The sequence below is a fragment of the Kitasatospora sp. NPDC023385 genome, assembly GCF_055664045.1.
Genome location: NZ_JBVOOL010000030.1, coordinates 57804 through 73630, shown reverse-complemented (window position 1 = coordinate 73630; position 15827 = coordinate 57804). Strand labels below are relative to the sequence as shown.

The window sequence follows — 15827 nt, the reverse complement described above, 5'->3', positions numbered from 1 at the left end:
GGTTACATTCCGAACCCGGAAGCTAAGCCTCAAAGCGCCGATGGTACTGCAGGGGGGACCCTGTGGGAGAGTAGGACGCCGCCGAACAATTCTTCAGAAGAACCCCCATCCGGGATCCGGATGGGGGTTTTTCGCATTTTCGGATCTTCTCAGTGGGTCAGTGTTGCTGCAACCACCGCCAGGTAGTCCTAGGTCCACCTCGGAATTGGGGTGTCATGACCAGTGTGGGGAGTGGAGGGTTCGTGAACACTGATGGTGGACGATCGGTACCGGCATCAGGAGCTTCGCGTGACAACAGTGAGTCGTACGAGCGGCACGTCCGTGCGTGCTCAGACCCAGGCGGCCTTCGAGGCCGGCGGTGAGGGGCTGGCGCGGTTGGTCGTCCTGGTGGTGTCGGCGGTGCCGGGGTTCGTGCTTCCGGTGGCGGCGGCCATCCTGTCGGGGGTGATCTCGACCCAGATCCTGGAGGACTACGTCCCGCCGGCCTTCGCCGGGGTCGTGACGGCGGCGATCGTCCTCGTAGTGGTGGGGGCGTTCCACGTCCGCAGCACGGCGAACCGTACGCGCGGGCAGCTGGCGCGCTGGTTCGGGGTGCGGCTGCCGGCGATCTACGAGGCGCGGCCGGAGCTGGAGTTGGACGACCGCGGACACTGGTGGACGGGGTACTCCTACCACCGCTCGCGGACGGTGGCGAAGTACGCGCAGGTGGTCCACTGGGGCCTGCGGGACCGGACCACCCGGGCCGAGATGGCCTGGCTGGTCGTGAACCCGTTCCTGGTGCTGGCCCTGGTGGGCCCGGTGGTCGCGCTGTTCGTGCTGGGCGTCGCGTTCATCGTGACGGGTCCGGTGGCCGCCGATGGGGCCGGTCCGCTGAACGGCGAGGTGACCTCGCACCTGCTGGGCATGGCGCTCGGCGGCGCCATGGTCGTCGTCGGGATACTCGGGACGCCGTTCGCGGTGCGCGCCTACGCGGAGGTCGCCCGCCGGGTGCTCGACCAGGACGGGCGGTCGACGAATGCCCAGCTGACCAGACGGGTCGCCGAGTTGACGGAGACGCGGGCGGACGCGGTGGGCAACCAGGCGGCCGAGCTGCGGCGGATCGAGCGGGATCTGCACGACGGCGCGCAGGCGCGGCTGGTCGCGATCGGGATGACGCTGGGCACCATCGAGCACCTGATGGACACCGACCAGACGGCGGCCCGGGAGCTGCTGGCGGAGGCCCGGCAGTCCTCGGCCCGGGCGCTGCAGGAGCTGCGGGACCTGGTCCGCGGGATCCACCCGCCCGTGCTCGCCGAACGCGGACTGGGCGATGCCGTCCGGGCGCTGGCGCTGGACAGCGCGCTGCCGACCGAGGTGTTCGTCAGCCTGCCGGATCGGCCCCCGGCTCCGGTGGAGGCCGCCGTGTACTTCAGCATCTGCGAGCTGCTGGCCAATGCGGCCAAGCACTCGGGGGCGGAGCAGGTATGGGTGGACATCCTGTACCGTGCCGGCTTCCTGCGGGTCACGGTGACGGATGACGGAGTCGGGGTGGCGGATCCCTCGCGGGGCACCGGGCTGCGCGGAGTCGAGCGGCGATTGGGTACCTTCGACGGTGTCCTCGCCATCGACAGCACGTCGGGCGGTCCCACCACCATCACCTTGGAGTTGCCGTGCGAGTTGTCCTCGCCGAGGACCTCTACCTCCTTCGCGAAGGCCTGATCAGGCTGTTGGAAGCGCACGGCTTCACCATCGCCGCGGCGGTGGAGACCGGGCCCGAGCTGTTGGACGCGCTGCTGACCCACCGCCCGGACGTGGCGGTGGTCGACGTCCGGCTGCCCCCGACGCTCACCGATGAGGGGCTGCAGGCCGCGCTCAAGGCGCGCCGGGAGATCCGGGGGCTTCCGGTGCTGGTGCTGTCGCAGCACGTCCAGCAGCTGTACGCACGGGAGTTGCTGGCCGACGGCACGGGCGGGATCGGCTACCTGTTGAAGGACCGGGTGTTCAACGCCGGGCAGTTCATCGACGCGGTCCGCCGGGTGGCGGCGGGCGGGACAGCGATGGACCCGGACGTGATCGCCAAGCTGATGCAGACCACCGCGCGCCGGCCGGGTCCGCTGCTGCGGCTCTCCCCGCGCGAGCGCGAGGTGCTGGAGCTGATGGCCGAGGGCTGTTCCAACTCGGCGATCGCCGCCCGCCTGTCGGTGAGCGACGGCGCGGTGGCCAAGCACATCGCCAACATCTTCACCAAGCTGGAACTCGCCCCCGACGAGGACGCCAACCGCCGAGTGCTGGCCGTGCTGACCTACCTCAACGGCACGGCGGGACCGAGTCGCTGACGGCCCGGTCGGGTCGTAGGGGCGGCTCGCGCCGATCCGGGGGCCGCCGTTTCTGCCCCGGACCGTGACACCCCAGGCTGCGAGAACGCTTAAACAGGTGTACGAGTAAACTCCGGTGGGCCGAGCCCGGAGGTTGCTCAGCCGTCCGGCGGCCCGACCAGCGGGACCAGGCAGTCGAGGCAGCGTACGGCCGCAGCCGACATCCAGGGGTTGATAGACGTAATGGCACGCCCAACGCTCACCAAGGCCCATCGTGGCCTGCTCGGCCTGGTCGCGGCCGGCGCCTGCATCATCTCGGGCATCGGTTTCGCGGGTTCGTACAACGCGGTGCGTGAGCTGGCCGAGCAGAAAGGTTTCGGCGCTTTCTCCTACGCCTTTCCGATCGGCGTCGACGCGGGCATCGTCGTCCTCCTCGCGCTCGACCTGGTGCTGACCTGGCTGCGGATCCCCTTCCCTATGCTGCGTCAGACCGCCTGGCTGCTGACCGTCGCCACCATCGCCTTCAACGCGGCAGCCTCCTGGGGCGACCCGCTCGGCATGGGCATGCACGCCGTCATCCCGGTGCTGTTCGTGGTCGTGGTCGAGGCCTCGCGGCACGCGGTCGGCCGGATCGCGGCGATCACGGCCGACCGCCACATGGAGTCGGTCCGGGTGATGCGCTGGCTCCTCTCCCCGGTGCCGACCTTCCGGCTCTGGCGGCGGATGAAGCTCTGGGAGCTCCGCTCCTACGAGGAGGTCATCCGGCTGGAGCAGAACCGCCTGGTCTACCGGGCCCAACTGCGCTTCCGCTACGGCCGGGGCTGGCGCCGCTCGGCGCCGATCCAGGCGCTGCTGCCGCTCAAGCTCGCCAAGTTCGGCGTCCCGCTGGACCCGTCCCTGCTCGACCGGCTGGACGCCGGGACCGCCGGGACCGCCGGGACTGGCCGGACCGGCACTCCTGCCGTCGCCGAGGCGCCGGCGGAGCAGCAGGACGCGCGGGAACTCGGAGTCCCGGCCGGCCGCACGGCTGTGATCGCCCCGGTCGCGGGCGCCCCGGCCGGTCAGCCGCAGCAGCTCGCGCATCCCCAGCACGTACCCCCGGCACAGCAGCCGCAGCGGCAGTCTCAGCCCGGACCGGTCCAGGCTGCCGCCCAGGCGATGGGGCCGGGCTCGGCCGCTGACCCCGCCCCGGCACCGGCCGCACCGGCCGCACCGGCCGCACCGGCCGCACCGGCCGCACCGGCCGCACCGGCGGCCGTGGCGCCGCTGCCCGCCGAGGTGGCCGCGCCCATGCTGGCGAAACTGGCCGCCGTCCGGCTGCGCGCCGCGCAGGAGCCGGAGGCGGCGGCGGTCGTGGCCCCGCAGTCGCGCCGCGAAGAGGTGAACGTCTGGACCGAGCGCCCCGTCCGCACCACCGGTCACCCGTCCGACGCCGCCCCGGGCGGGCGCGTACCGGGCCAGGCCTCGCCCTGGTTCAAGCCGCCGCGCCCGCTGGTCGAGGAGGCCGCTGCCGCCCCCGTCCCCGAGGCTTCGCCCGGGCCGCAGACCCAGCAGCCCGCCGGCCCCCAGCAGCACCCGCAGGCCCGCCAGTCGGAGCAGCCGGCGCAGCCGGGCCAGGCTGGGGCGCCGGTCACGGCCGAGGAGCCGGTCCAAGCCGATCCGTCCGAGTCCCTTCCGGCGCCTTCGCGCATCGACCCGGATCTCGCCTACGAGGCGCTCGTCTCGTACATGGACATGCACGGCCACCAGCCCGACCCGCCGCGCCTCGCCGACTGGCTGACCAAGGAGTACGGCGCCACCGGCAAGGGCCCCGACGGCTCGGTGCACCCGAAGGAGGTCGCCGAGCTGTTCCCGGAGCTGCGCGACCGCTACGTTGCCGCCGGAAGGGACTGATCGGGGCGGCCGCCGTCCGGTGGCCGGTCGGCCATTGACGGCCGACCCGGCCGGAGCTACCTTCGCCTCAACAAATTGTTGAAGTGTTGGTTCGGCGTGGAGGAGTGCGGATGTCGCAGGTCGAGGTCGACGGAAACGGGCCGACGGACGGGGTCTCCTTCTCCACCGCCGCCCGCGCCGCGGTGGAGGCGCTGCTCGCCCCGGTCGACGCCGACCTGGCGCGCCGCTACCCGGGCGACTCCGGGACCAGGCAGCCGGTGCACACCGTCTACGTCCCGGCCGACGCCTTCTCCGCCGACACCGTCCAGGAATGGGGCCGCCAGGCCCTGGCGGCCTTCGACACCCACGCCGGCACACCGGCCGAGCTGGCCCGCGCCCTCGGCGTCGCCGACGACGAACTGCTGGCCGACGTGCACGCCCGGGTCCGCGCCAAGCTGGAGCGCGAGCCGATCGAGGACCTGCGGATCGACTTCGAGGACGGCTACGGGCCCCGCCCCGACGCCGAGGAGGACGCCGCCGCCGTCCGGGCCGCCGAGCTGGTCACCGCCGCGGTGACCGAGGGCGCCGCCCCGCCGTACATCGGCATCCGGATCAAGTGCATGGAGGCGCCGGTCCGCGCCCGCGGCATCCGCACCCTGGAGCTCTTCCTCGCCACCCTGCTGGCCGGCGGCGGCCTGCCGGAGGGCCTCGTCCTGACCCTGCCCAAGGTGACGTACGCCGAGCAGGTCACCGCGCTGGTCAGGCTGCTGGAGGACTTCGAGCGCCGGGCCGGCCTGCCCGCCGGCCGGATCGGCTTCGAGATCCAGATCGAGACCACCCAGGCCATCCTCGGCCCGGACGGGCGGGCCACCGTGGCCCGGATGATCGAGGCCGCCGAGGGCCGCGCCACCGGCCTGCACTACGGCACCTTCGACTACAGCGCGGCCTGCGGCGTCGGTGCGGCCTACCAGAGCATGGACCACCCGGCCGCCGACCACGCCAAGGCGGTCATGCAGGTGGCCGCCGCCGGCACCGGGGTCCGGCTCTCCGACGGGTCGACCAACGTCATCCCGACCGGTTCCACCGAGCAGGTGCACGCCGCCTGGAAGCTCCACCACGACCTGGTCCGACGCTCCCTGGCCCGCGCCTACTACCAGGGCTGGGACATGCACCCAGCGCATCTGCCGACCCGCTACGCCGCGGTGTACTCCTTCTACCGCGAGGGCCTGGCGGCCGCCGCCGCCCGCCTGACCGCCTACGTCGCCAAGGCGGGCGGCGACGTGATGGACGAGCCGGCCACCGCCCGGGCGCTCAGCGGCTACCTGCTGCGCGGCCTGGACTGCGGCGCCGTCGACCTCGCCGAGGTCACCGCGCTGACCGGCCTGGACCGCGAGCGGCTGAACACCCTGGCCGGCCGCTGACACCGCCACCGGCCGGGCCGCACGGCTGCCCGGGTGACAGCGCCGTCCGGGCCGCACGGCCGCTCCGTGCCGCACGGCCACCGCGGTCCGGCCGCCGCACCGGGCCGCGGATCCGTCGACCGCGCGCCAACTAGGCTGGCGGTGCCGCCCCGGTGACCCGGGGTGCGCGCCGCCAGCCTTCGCCGTCACCGGGAGAACCACCGCGCCATGTCCGCCACCCCGGAGCCCAGCGCCAGGCCGTACCTCACCATCCGGCAGGCCGGCAGCCACGAGATCGAGATCAAGAAGTCCCGGTTCATCTGCCACCTCGCCCGGGTCGCCGACGAGGAGGAGGCGCAGGCCTTCATCGCCGGCATCCGCAAGCAGTACTGGGACGCCCGGCACAACTGCACCGCCTTCGTGGTCGGCGACGAGCAGCGCCGCGAGCGCTCCAGCGACGACGGCGAGCCCGGCGGCACAGCCGGGGTGCCGATGCTGGAGGTGCTGCGCCGGCGCGGCCTCACCGACACCGTCGCCGTGGTCACCCGCTACTTCGGCGGGATCAAACTCGGCGCGGGCGGCCTGGTGCGGGCGTACGGAAGCGCGGTCTCGGAGGCGCTGGACGGCATCGGCGTGCTGGAGCGGCGGCCGGTCGCCCTGCTCGCGGTGACGGTGGGCCACGTCCGGGCCGGTCGGGTGGAGAACGACCTGCGGGCGGCCGGGTACGTGGTGAGCGACCTGGCCTACGAGGCCGCCGGGGTGCGGATCGAGGTGGGCGTGCCGGAGCCCGAGGTGGCGGAGTTCCACACCTGGCTGGCCGAGGCGACCGGCGGTACCGCGGTGGCGGTCCCGGCCGGCCGCACCTACGTCGAGGTCCCGGTCTGAGCGACCGGACCGGTGGGCGCCGACCCGGGTCCGTCGGCGCGCCGGGTTTCGGACAGACATCAAGCCACATCGCCACCGGCCCGTTCCGGCGCCCCGAGGGGCCTGCCTAGCCTGAACCGGCCGCCCGCCGGGACCGTCCGCCGCGGGAGCCGTCCGGCGGCCCCAGGTCGCCCCCCAGGAAGCCGCCGCGATGCCCGTCGTCCAGACCATCACCCTGCCGCCGGGGGCCAGCACCGGCTGGCACTACCACCCTGGGCGGGTCGACGTCGTGGTGCTCTCCGGGACGCTGACCCGGACCCTGCACGACGGCCGGGTCGAAACCAGCCGGGCGGGGGACTCCCTGGTCGAGGAGGCGGGGCCGGTGCACGTCCACGTCGGCCGCAACCTCGGCACCGAACCCGTGGTACTGATCGCCGACTACGCCGCCCCGGCGGGCTGTCCGCTGGCCGTGCCGGTCGCGGAGCCCGCCTGGAGCCGTAGCGCCACCGGCCCCGACCGGGCCTGAGCCGGCCTGAGCAGGCCTGCCGGGCTCCCACCGGCCCGCCCGAGGAGGCCCGTACGCGGTCGTCCGGGCCGTCCGTGACAGCCCGAGGCGGGCTGCTTTCCCTAGCCCAGACCCCGCGCCGCGCGGACGACGGCTTGAGGAGATTCACCCGAACGTAGTGTCGTGGGCCCGAGTTGGAACTTCCGCTCCCGGCTGTGGCGTTTCCTGGGCAAGGATCCGGCGGAACCGGACGAAACCCATCGATGGAGGACACAGGACCCCACCCCGCACGACGGAGGTATGCGCATGGCCTCAGACCGTTCGACCTCGAATCGCCCGACCTCGCACCGCTCCCGCTCGCACACCGGCGCCGAACTGCCCGGCCCCCACGGTCCCGCGACGCCCTACCGGATGACCGTCACCACCGCCCTCCCACACGCCGAGGCCGTCGCCCTGGCGGACGAACAGCTCGCCTCCTGGCTGAAACAGGAGGGCTACGAGGAACCCCCGCCCGGCGCTCCGAACCCCACTGCTCAGGCTCCGGCGGTTCCGGGCTTCGCCGAGCGGCTCCGCCTGGGCGACCGTGTCCTGCTCGACCGCGACCACGGCCCGCTGCGCGGCGCTCCGAGTGCCGGCCGCTACGACCGCCGCAGGCTGCGGACCCCGGCCCCGCACGGCACCCGGCAACTGACCCTCACGGTGGCCACCGCGGTCGGCGGGCCCACCTGGGTCCGGCTGGAGTCCGAGACGCACAGCACGGGCAGCGGCGTGCGCACTCCCTGCCGGGTGCCGGTGCCCGAGCTCGCCCGCGCGCTCCTGCCGCTGCTCGACGCCACCGACGGCCCGGCCGACGTCCAGCTCGCGCCCCGGGTGGTCACGGCCGACGGGGTGGACGCCCTGATCGACGAGCTGTGCGATCCGGAGCGCCGGCTGCCCATCGTGGTCGCCAGCGTCCCGGTGAACCTCCCGGTCGACGACTGGGCCGAGGGCGTGGTCGGCCCGCTCTGCCACCAGCTGCCCGGCCTCGCCACCGCCTACGTGCTGGATCCCGGCGCCCGGACGGGGTTCAACGTCGCGCTGGAGTTCCACACCGTCTACGGCGGCGCGGTGCGCACCTACCTGCCCGAGGTCGACCCGGCCTCCCGGCAGGACGGCGCCCGGCATCCGGTGCTCGCCCGGGGCCGAATAGAGGAGGACCTGCGCCGCGCCGCCGGGCTGCTCGCCCGCGAGCCTCGCCGCCTCGCCGCCGACCAGCCGCTGCCGCCGCCGCTGGCGGCCGTCCCGGTGCTGCGCGTCCCGCCGTCGCGGCTCCGCCGGGCCGCCGAGCCCGCTGTCGACCCGGCCCCCGCGACGCCGGGAGCGGACCAGGCCGCCGGCCGCGCCGAACTGGCCGAGCTGGCCGAACTGGCCGCGCTCGTCCACGAGGAGCAGCAGGACCGCGCCGAGCAGCAGGCCAGGGCCGACGAGCTGGAGCAGGTCCGGCGCGTCCTGCGCCTGGAGCGTCGCGAGCGGGGCCAGGTCCGGGAGGGCCGCCTCCACTCCGGAGCCCGCACCCTGACGGGCCGTCACTGCGTCACGTCGGGCGGCGGCCCGGCCGCCGGGCAGCACCTCGCGGCCCCGTCCTCCGGTCGTCGGGGCACGCCTGAGACGTTCACCGAACTCATGGCCAGGCTGGGCGAGTTCCCCCTGCTGACCTTCACCGGGGACCAGAAGAGCGCGTTCGCCCTGGACGAGTTGCAGCGCACCGGCGCCGGCTGGGCCCGGCTCGCCTGGGACGGCCTGACCGCCCTCCAGGAGTACGCGGAGGCGGCCGTGCGCGGCGCGGCCGGCGGGGACTTCAAGCAGTGGTGCGAGCGCACACCCGAGGGCTGCCACCGCTTCCCGCCCCGCAAGGCCGTGCGCGGGGAGTCCAGGACGGTCTTCAGCCACACCAAGTGGAAGCGCGAACGGATGCTGCCGGTGCCGGAATGCGTGGACGCCTCCCGACGCGCGTTCATGGGCGCACACCTGCGGATCGGCGGCGGCCGGACCGCGCCCCGGTTGCACTACCTGGACGACTGCTCCGGCAGCGGCCGGATCTACGTCGGGTACATCGGCCTCCACCTGACCAACACCCGTACCAACTGACCGGCTTGGCTGACCGCTGCGCCCGTTCGGGGGACAATGTCGGGCAGGGGCGGGTCCGCATGGTCGCCGACCGCCCCTGGCAGGCGCCGGACGAGCATGGGGGAACGACGACCGATGCAGCACTCAGCAGACGGCCAGTCCGACGGCACCGCCACTGTCCGGTTCCCCCAGCCGGGCTTCCTCGCCTCGGTATTCCGCGACCTCGGCGCCGACGGGGCAGCGGAGTCGGACGGCGCCGTCACCGGCCGCCCCAGCACGGGCGCGGTCGGTGACGGGCCGTCCGTCCCGCACTCCGCCGACTCCGTGAGCCAGGGCTCCGCCGATTCCGAGTCCGGTTCCGCCGGCCCGGACGAGACCCTCGCGGCGCACGCCCGGGCCGCCGCCCTGACCCACCACCGCACCGTCACGGTCCGGGCCGAGCACGACCGGCTGGCCGACCTGCTGCGGCGGGCCGCCCTGCCCGTTTCGGCCATGGACTTCGAGAGCCAGCTGCGCCACTACGAGCCCCGCCCCTACCCGGCCGACGGTCCGGGCGCCGCCGAGGGGCACGAACCCCGCTGGGATGACTTCGCGCCCGCCGCGCGGGCCTCGGCCGACCCCGACAGCGGCCCGACCCGCCGGCTGCTCGACTCCGGCTACCAGCGCGAACTCGCCCAGGCCCGGCTCGCCCACCAGCGCGCCCTGCGCGAGTGGCGCACCCGCCGGGCCGCGGTCGGCAGACTGGCCGTCGACGAGTCCCGGCGCGCCCACGAAGCGGCCGAGGAAGCCCGGGCCCGCGCCGTGCGCGAGTACAACGACAGCCTGGAGGAGTGCCGACGGGCCTACCGGCTGGCCGAGCCGGCCGCCGTGGAGTCGCTGCTGGAGCGGGCGCTGGCCGCTGCCGAGACCGCCACCCAGGACCTGGCCGCCTCCTGCCGGGCCGTCTTCCGCCCACTCACCCGCACCGCCGTGCTGGACCTCGACCTGCCGCCGCTCGACCTGGTGCCCTCGCTCTCCGGCTACCGGCTCGCCCCGGACGGCGACATCGTCCCGGTGCCGCGCCCGCCGGCCGACCGGGCCACCGACTACCTGCGGCTGGTCGCCCGGGTCGCGCTGCGCGCCCTGCAGGCCGCCGACGCCGTCGACACCGACGAGATACTCGCGGGCGTCGTCCTCAACGGCTGGCTGCGCGAGCCCGGTACGGCCGAGCCGCTCTGCCTGCTCAGCGTGGACGCCGACCGCGACGCGCTGGCCCGCACCCGGCTGCTGCCGCCGGAGCCGCCGTACGAGGAGCGCGACGACGAGGGCGTCTACGCCGACGCCGAGCAGGACGAGGCCCTGGTCCGGCTGCGCCACCTCGGCGCCGCCGTCACCCCGGACCCGTACGAGCGGGTGGCCGTCGAGCCGGCCGCCCGGGCCGGGGCCGCCGTTCCGGCCGCCCTCGACCTGTCCGCCAACGAGTTCGCCCAGTTGGTGCGCGACCTGCTCACCCGGGGCGGGCTCGCCGAGTGGAGCGTACGGCTACGCGGCCCGGACGGGCTGGTCGCCACCGGCGAGGGAGCCCCGGGCAGCGCGCTGCCGGGCCGCTGGGTGGTGTGGGCCTCCCGGGGCGCCACGCCGGTCACCGCCGAGCAGATCGCCACGCTGGCCGAGGCGGTCAGCGAGGAGTCAGCGGAGCGCGGCCTGCGGCTGACCACCGGTCACTTCACCGACGAGGCTCTGGACCTCACCGGCGAGCAGGACCACCGGCACATCCACCTGGTCGACGGCGAGGGCGTCCGCGAACTCGCCCGCACCCACCTCGGCCTGCCGCTGGCCGCCGTCCGCTGACCGCCGAGCGCTCCCACCTGGGAGATCCCCCCGACGGCCCATCCGGCGGGCGTCCCGCCGGGCCCGGACCGACGCTGGGGAACGGGCCCCGGCCGCGCCCGGCACCCCGGGCGACGACCGTCGAACGGCCGTCCGGTACGGTCGGCGGTCGGCCCGGCCACGGGCGGATCCCGGGGGGAGAGGAATGGGCAGAGCGCTCGGCAGACCACACGGCGGCACCGGCCATCCGGCCGCACCCACGGCGGAGGCGGTCCGATGACCGCCGTCCTGGTCGCCGCCGGGGCGTTCCTGATGACGCTGATCGGCGGCTTCGTCGCCCAGCGCACCGGCGACCGGCGCCACCTGGTGCTCGGCTTCGCCGCCGGACTGATGCTCGGCGTGGTCGCCTTCGACCTGCTGCCCGAGGCGATCCACCAGGCGCCCGGCGAGGTGCACGGCGTGCCGCAGGCACTGCTGATGTTCGCGGCCGGCTTCCTCGCCATCCACGTGGTCGAGCGCGCGGTCGCCATCCACCGCGGCCACGAGGGCGAGTACGCCGAGCACACCCACGGCCACCACCACGGGCACGCCCACACCGGCGGGCACCAGGGCGTGGGGCTGACCGCCGCTATGGCCCTGGTCGGGCACAGCGTGATGGACGGCTTCGCGATCGGCGCCGCCTTCCAGGCCGGCAGCACGGTCGGCACCGTGGTGGCCATCGCCGTGGTCGCGCACGACTTCGCCGACGGCTTCAACACGTACACGATCACCCGGCTGTACGGGAACAACCGGCGGCGGGCACTGGCCCTGCTCGCGGCGGACGCGGTGGCCCCGGTGTCCGGCGCCGCGATCACCCTCGCGTTCACCATCCCGGAGCACCTGCTCGGCCTCTACCTGGGGTTCTTCTCCGGCTTCCTGCTCTACCTGGCGACCTCCGACATCCTGCCCGAGGCCCACAGCCCGCACCCCTCGCGCAGCACCCTGCTGTGCACCGTCGCCGGGGTCGGCTTCATGTGGCTGGTGATCGGCTTCGCCTGAAGTCGCCAGATCGGGACTGCCAGTCAGGGCCGCCCCGCGTCCGCACGCCCCGCGTCCGCACGCCCCACGTCCGCGCGCCCCGGCGCCTGCAGGAGCGCCCAGCACTCCCGCATCGAGGCCAGCGCCTCGGTGATGGCCGGCCGCCGGGAGGCCTGGGAACGCCAGAGCGCGAAGACCCGCCGGCCGGGCTCCGGCGTCACCCGGCGGGAGGCCACCCCGGGCGGCAGCGGCCCCCGCCCGAGCTTCGGCACCAGGCCCATCCCCAGACCGGCGGCGACCAGCGCGATCTGCGTCTCGAACTCACCGACCTGGTAGCGCACGTCCGGCTCCTCACCGGCCTCGCGCAGGGTGCGGACCAGCCAGTCGTGGCAGATGTTGCCCGGCGGCACGCTGATCCAGCGCTGCCCGCACAGCCGCTCCACGGGCACGGGGTCGAGCGCGGCCAGTTCGTCGCCGGCGGGCAGCAGCAGGTCCACCGGGTCCGTCCCGAGGTCCAGCCGGGCAACTCCCTCCTGTACGGGCAGCGGCACGGTCGGCCAGTCCTGCACCAGCGCCAGGTCCACCTCGCCGCGGGCCACCAGTTCGGCCGCCGGGTACGGATCGCGTTCCAGCAGCCGCACGTCCAGTTCCGGGCAGCGCTGCCGCAGGTCGGCCAGTACTCCGGGCATCAGCCCGCGCGCGCCGGAGGCGAAGGCGGCGACCAGCAGCCGTCCGACCGCCCGGCCGCGCTGTTCCTCCAGCCGCACTTCGGCCTGCTCCACCAGTCCGAGCACGGTCTGTGCGGTGGCGGCCAGTTCGCGGGCCGCGTCGGTCAGCACCACGCCCCGTCCCTGCCGTTCCAGCAGCACCGTCCGGGTCTCCCGCTCCAGCTTGGCGATCTGCTGCGAGACCGCCGAGGGCGTGAATCCGAGCGCGGCCGCCGCCCCGCCGATCGAGCCGTGTACCGCCACGGCGTGCAGCGCCCGCAGGCGCCCGAGATCCATCATGCAGCGATCCTAAAGCGTCATGTTCAGTATTCATCGCTGGTGCTACACGGTTCCGCGCCACCATGCTCGCCCCATGACCGCGACAACCGCCGCGCCCAGCGGCAGCAGCACCATGCGCAGCACGGGCGGCAGGAGCAGCATGAGCCCGCCCCACATCGCGCTGGCCATCCTGGTGGCCGCCGTTTGGGGCCTCAACTTCGTCCTCATCCACGTCGGCCTGGAGAACTTCCCGCCGCTGCTCTTCTGCGCCCTGCGGTTCGCCGTCGTCGTCGTGCCGGCGGTCTTCTTCATCGGGCCGCCCAAGGTGGCCTGGCGCTGGGTGTTCGCGGTCGGCGTGGTCCTCGGGGTGGTCAAGTTCGGGCTGCTGTTCCTCGGCATGCATGCCGGGATGCCGACCGGCCTCGCCTCCCTGGTGCTCCAGGGGCAGGCCGGCTTCACCGCCCTGTTCGCCGCCGTGCTGCTGCGCGAACGCCCCGGCGGACAGCGGTTCCTGGGCCTGGCGACCGCTTTCGCGGGCATCGCGCTGAGCGCGTACGACGGGGGCGCCGGCGGCCCGCTCGGGGCCTTCGCCCTGGTCGTCCTGGCCGCCGTCGCCTGGGGCCTGGCCAACGTGCTGACCCGCAGGGCCGCGCCGCCGGACGCACTGCGCTGGATGGTCTGGGTCAGCGCCGTCCCGCCGCTGCCGCTGCTCGGCCTGTCCCTGCTGGTCGAGGGCCCGGGGGCGGACCTGCGCGCGCTGCGCGGCATCACCCCCGCCGGGCTCGGCGCTATCGCGTACGTCGGGCTGGTCTCCACCCTGCTGGGGTTCGTCGCCTGGAGCTTCCTGCTGCGCACCTACGACGCCACCGCCGTGGCGCCCTACTCGCTGCTGGTGCCGGTGTTCGGGATGTCCTCGGCCTGGCTGCTGCTCGGCGAGCGCGTCAGCGCGGCGGCCGCGGCGGCCGCGCTGCTGGTGATCGCCGGGATCGGGATCACCGCGCTGCGTCCGGGGGCGCCGTCCGCCGTGGCGGCCCGGCTGCGAGGAAGCGGGCCTCGGCGGAGCGCAGTACTCGCAGCAGCACCTCCTCGTCGTCGGGACTGACCTCGCCGAAGTACTCCTGCGCCACCTCGTCCCGCACCTGCCCGATCCGTTCCACCGCCGCGCGGCCGGCCTCGGTCAGCAGGATCCGCACCGCCCGCCGGTCGGCCGGGTCGGGGCTGCGCTCGACCAGCCCGGCCTCCTCCAGCGCGTCGACCACGGTGGTGGCGGAGCGGGGGGCGATGTGCAGCTTGTCGGCGAGGTCGCTCAGCCGCATCGCCCGGTCCGGCGTCTCGCAGCCGGGCACGTGGGCGAGCGTGCGCAGCGCCCGGGCCTGGCCGGGCGTGATGCCGTACGGCTCCAGCCGCCAGCCGGTCTGCCGGCGGATCCGCTTGATCGCCCTGGTCATCGCGTCGGCGAGTTCGGCGGCGCTGCCGGGGGCGTCGGGCCGAGGGCCGGGGGACGGATCCGCCGGATCGTCGGTCGGCGTGGTGGTCATCGGCGGTCTCCTCGGCTGGTGTCCGGCCAAGCGTAGCGAGCGGTCCGGAGCGCTCGGTCGTCAGCCGAAGAGGCTCCGAAAAATATGTTGAGCTTAGCTCAGTATCTGAGTTAGCGTAGGGGCCAGTGAGGGAACCCTAAGTTCCCTCCCGACCCAGGAGGGCCCATGCCCACGTCCACCGCACGCGTCGCCACCGACCGCTCCGGCCGCTACGCCAAGCAGCTCGCCGCCCACATGGCGCGCAAGATCGAGACCGCCTACTCCGAGGAGACCGGCCGCGGCACCCTGGTCTTCGGCGCCGGCACCGCCACCCTGCACGCCCAGCCCGACGCGCTGCTGCTCACCGTCGAAGGCGAGCGCGAGAACCTGCCCGGCCTGGAGGACGTCGTCGGCCGCCATCTCGTCCGCTTCGGCGCCCGCGACGAACTCGTCATCGAATGGCAGCGCGACAACGGCGAGACCGGCCTGGTTCACCGCAACGACGCGCCCGAGGCCTGACGCCGCCCCGAGGCCTGACACTGCCCCGACGCCTGACACCGCCCGGCCCCCGGCCGCGGCAGCCACCGGTCGAGTGCCCACAGCACCAGCACGGCCAGGCACCAGCTCGCCACCACGTCCAGCAGCCAGTGGAAGTCGCTCCACACCAGCCCGGCACCCACCCCGAGCGCCAGCAGCACCGCGCCCGCCGCCAGCCCCCGGACGGCGCCAGGCCCCGCCACCCGGGCCAGCAGCAGAGCCGCGACCCCGTACGAGATCGCCGCGGTCGCGGTGTGCCCGGACGGGTACCAGCCCCACTGCCCCGAAGTCAGCGGCTCCCCCAGCGGCCCCGGCCGGGCGAACGCCGACTTCGCCGGAACCACCAGAAGCGGGATCAGCCCCGCCGTCAGCGCCGCCGCCGGCAGCGGCAGCCACCAGCGCCCCGCCCCGGCCCGGCGCCACCGCCAGGCGGCCAGCGCACCGGCCAGCAACAGCACCGGGACGGCCGGAACACTGCCGCCCAGATCCGACAGGACATGGCCGATGCGATCCGCCGGCGCGCTCGGGAACTCCCGGCGGAGCGTGTGGACGGCCCCGCGGACCCACCGGTCCGACCCGAGCAGCGGCCCGTCCACCGCCACCTGCCAGGACACCACCAGCAGTACCGCCGCAGCCATCACCGGCACGGCCACCGGCCGCGTCGCCCGGCCCACGACGGCCCGGCCCGTGACGGTTCGGTCGGCGACGGTTCGGTCGGCGACGGTCCGGTCCAGGACAGCGGACAGCCGCCCCGGAGCAGGGGGGAGAGCTCCGGGGCGGCTCTGATGATCGCCGTTCCGCGCGCCCCGGGGGGTGTGGGTCGGACGGTCGGTCGATCGGCCTTCGGTGTGCGCCGCCCCTCGCGGGGAGACCTGGTTGTCCTCGCGGGGCCCACCCGGACCCGCCCCCGAGGGCGGCTC

General features: G+C 74.7%; 14 protein-coding genes and 1 rRNA gene. 12 read left to right on the top strand and 3 right to left on the bottom strand.

The annotated features are described in order from the left end of the window. The 10 genes from rrf to AC0B61_RS31500 form a co-directional block, all read left to right on the top strand. Window positions 1-87: ribosomal RNA gene (gene rrf, locus AC0B61_RS31545) — 5S ribosomal RNA — on the top strand; the annotation flags it as partial. A 201-nt stretch (window positions 88-288) separates the two neighbouring features. After that, on the top strand, window positions 289-1698 hold the full coding sequence (locus AC0B61_RS31540; protein ID WP_471745017.1) for a sensor histidine kinase: 1410 nt from the start codon (window positions 289-291) through the stop codon (window positions 1696-1698). Next, window positions 1650-2315: a response regulator transcription factor gene (locus tag AC0B61_RS31535; protein WP_471745016.1), complete on the top strand. Its 666-nt coding sequence runs from the start codon at window positions 1650-1652 to the stop codon at window positions 2313-2315. The genes AC0B61_RS31540 and AC0B61_RS31535 overlap by 49 nt, the downstream gene beginning before the upstream one ends. A gap of 222 nt (window positions 2316-2537) precedes the next feature. After that, a complete protein-coding gene (locus AC0B61_RS31530; protein WP_471745015.1) occupies window positions 2538-4187 on the top strand; it encodes a DUF2637 domain-containing protein in 1650 nt (549 codons plus the stop codon). 110 nt (window positions 4188-4297) lie between these two features. Beyond that, complete coding sequence (locus tag AC0B61_RS31525; protein ID WP_471745014.1) at window positions 4298-5587, top strand: DUF6986 family protein; 1290 nt, start codon at window positions 4298-4300, stop codon at window positions 5585-5587. 207 nt (window positions 5588-5794) lie between these two features. Continuing rightward, window positions 5795-6451, top strand: coding sequence for a YigZ family protein (locus AC0B61_RS31520; RefSeq protein WP_471745012.1), 657 nt, complete (start codon window positions 5795-5797; stop codon window positions 6449-6451). 190 nt (window positions 6452-6641) lie between these two features. Beyond that, window positions 6642-6956, top strand: a complete 315-nt coding sequence (locus tag AC0B61_RS31515; RefSeq protein ID WP_471745011.1) for a cupin domain-containing protein — start codon at window positions 6642-6644, stop codon at window positions 6954-6956. 285 nt (window positions 6957-7241) lie between these two features. After that, a complete protein-coding gene (locus AC0B61_RS31510; protein WP_471745009.1) occupies window positions 7242-9062 on the top strand; it encodes a hypothetical protein in 1821 nt (606 codons plus the stop codon). Window positions 9063-9176: 114 nt separating this feature from the next. Further along, on the top strand, window positions 9177-10871 hold the full coding sequence (locus AC0B61_RS31505; RefSeq protein WP_471745007.1) for a restriction endonuclease: 1695 nt from the start codon (window positions 9177-9179) through the stop codon (window positions 10869-10871). A gap of 255 nt (window positions 10872-11126) precedes the next feature. Beyond that, complete coding sequence (locus tag AC0B61_RS31500) at window positions 11127-11888, top strand: ZIP family metal transporter (RefSeq protein WP_471745005.1); 762 nt, start codon at window positions 11127-11129, stop codon at window positions 11886-11888. 23 nt (window positions 11889-11911) lie between these two features. Here AC0B61_RS31500 and AC0B61_RS31495 read toward each other — a convergent pair whose 3' ends face one another. After that, window positions 11912-12874 (bottom strand): LysR family transcriptional regulator, encoded by a 963-nt coding sequence (locus AC0B61_RS31495; RefSeq protein WP_471745003.1) that lies wholly within the window; start codon window positions 12872-12874, stop codon window positions 11912-11914. Between the two features lie 139 nt (window positions 12875-13013). Between AC0B61_RS31495 and AC0B61_RS31490 the strand changes: the two genes are divergently transcribed. Then, a complete protein-coding gene (locus AC0B61_RS31490) occupies window positions 13014-13955 on the top strand; it encodes an EamA family transporter (RefSeq protein WP_471745021.1) in 942 nt (313 codons plus the stop codon). Here AC0B61_RS31490 and AC0B61_RS31485 read toward each other — a convergent pair. Continuing rightward, entirely contained in the window at window positions 13846-14391 is a 546-nt protein-coding gene (locus AC0B61_RS31485; protein WP_471745001.1) for a MarR family winged helix-turn-helix transcriptional regulator, read from the bottom strand. The two genes, AC0B61_RS31490 and AC0B61_RS31485, sit on opposite strands and share 110 nt — an antisense overlap. 165 nt (window positions 14392-14556) lie before the next feature. Here AC0B61_RS31485 and AC0B61_RS31480 point away from each other — a divergent pair, with 165 nt between their 5' ends. After that, a complete protein-coding gene (locus AC0B61_RS31480) occupies window positions 14557-14889 on the top strand; it encodes a DUF2218 domain-containing protein (RefSeq protein ID WP_471744999.1) in 333 nt (110 codons plus the stop codon). Here the strand turns inward: AC0B61_RS31480 and AC0B61_RS31475 are convergent. Then, window positions 14862-15545 (bottom strand): phosphatase PAP2 family protein, encoded by a 684-nt coding sequence (locus tag AC0B61_RS31475; RefSeq protein WP_471744997.1) that lies wholly within the window; start codon window positions 15543-15545, stop codon window positions 14862-14864. The genes AC0B61_RS31480 and AC0B61_RS31475 overlap by 28 nt on opposite strands. Window positions 15546-15827: the final 282 nt, after the last annotated feature.

Excerpts from the sequence above, each read along its gene's own strand:
- AC0B61_RS31495 (WP_471745003.1), bottom strand. The coding sequence starts at position 12,874 with ATGATGGATCTCGGGCGCCTGCGGGCGCTGCACGCCGTGGCGGTACAC.
- AC0B61_RS31530 (WP_471745015.1), top strand. The coding sequence starts at position 2,538 with ATGGCACGCCCAACGCTCACCAAGGCCCATCGTGGCCTGCTCGGCCTG.
- AC0B61_RS31490 (WP_471745021.1), top strand. The coding sequence starts at position 13,014 with ATGAGCCCGCCCCACATCGCGCTGGCCATCCTGGTGGCCGCCGTTTGG.
- AC0B61_RS31525 (WP_471745014.1), top strand. The coding sequence starts at position 4,298 with ATGTCGCAGGTCGAGGTCGACGGAAACGGGCCGACGGACGGGGTCTCC.
- AC0B61_RS31505 (WP_471745007.1), top strand. The coding sequence starts at position 9,177 with ATGCAGCACTCAGCAGACGGCCAGTCCGACGGCACCGCCACTGTCCGG.
- AC0B61_RS31520 (WP_471745012.1), top strand. The coding sequence starts at position 5,795 with ATGTCCGCCACCCCGGAGCCCAGCGCCAGGCCGTACCTCACCATCCGG.
- AC0B61_RS31510 (WP_471745009.1), top strand. The coding sequence starts at position 7,242 with ATGGCCTCAGACCGTTCGACCTCGAATCGCCCGACCTCGCACCGCTCC.
- AC0B61_RS31500 (WP_471745005.1), top strand. The coding sequence starts at position 11,127 with ATGACCGCCGTCCTGGTCGCCGCCGGGGCGTTCCTGATGACGCTGATC.
- AC0B61_RS31480 (WP_471744999.1), top strand. The coding sequence starts at position 14,557 with ATGCCCACGTCCACCGCACGCGTCGCCACCGACCGCTCCGGCCGCTAC.
- AC0B61_RS31515 (WP_471745011.1), top strand. The coding sequence starts at position 6,642 with ATGCCCGTCGTCCAGACCATCACCCTGCCGCCGGGGGCCAGCACCGGC.
- AC0B61_RS31475 (WP_471744997.1), bottom strand. The coding sequence starts at position 15,545 with ATGGCTGCGGCGGTACTGCTGGTGGTGTCCTGGCAGGTGGCGGTGGAC.
- AC0B61_RS31485 (WP_471745001.1), bottom strand. The coding sequence starts at position 14,391 with ATGACCACCACGCCGACCGACGATCCGGCGGATCCGTCCCCCGGCCCT.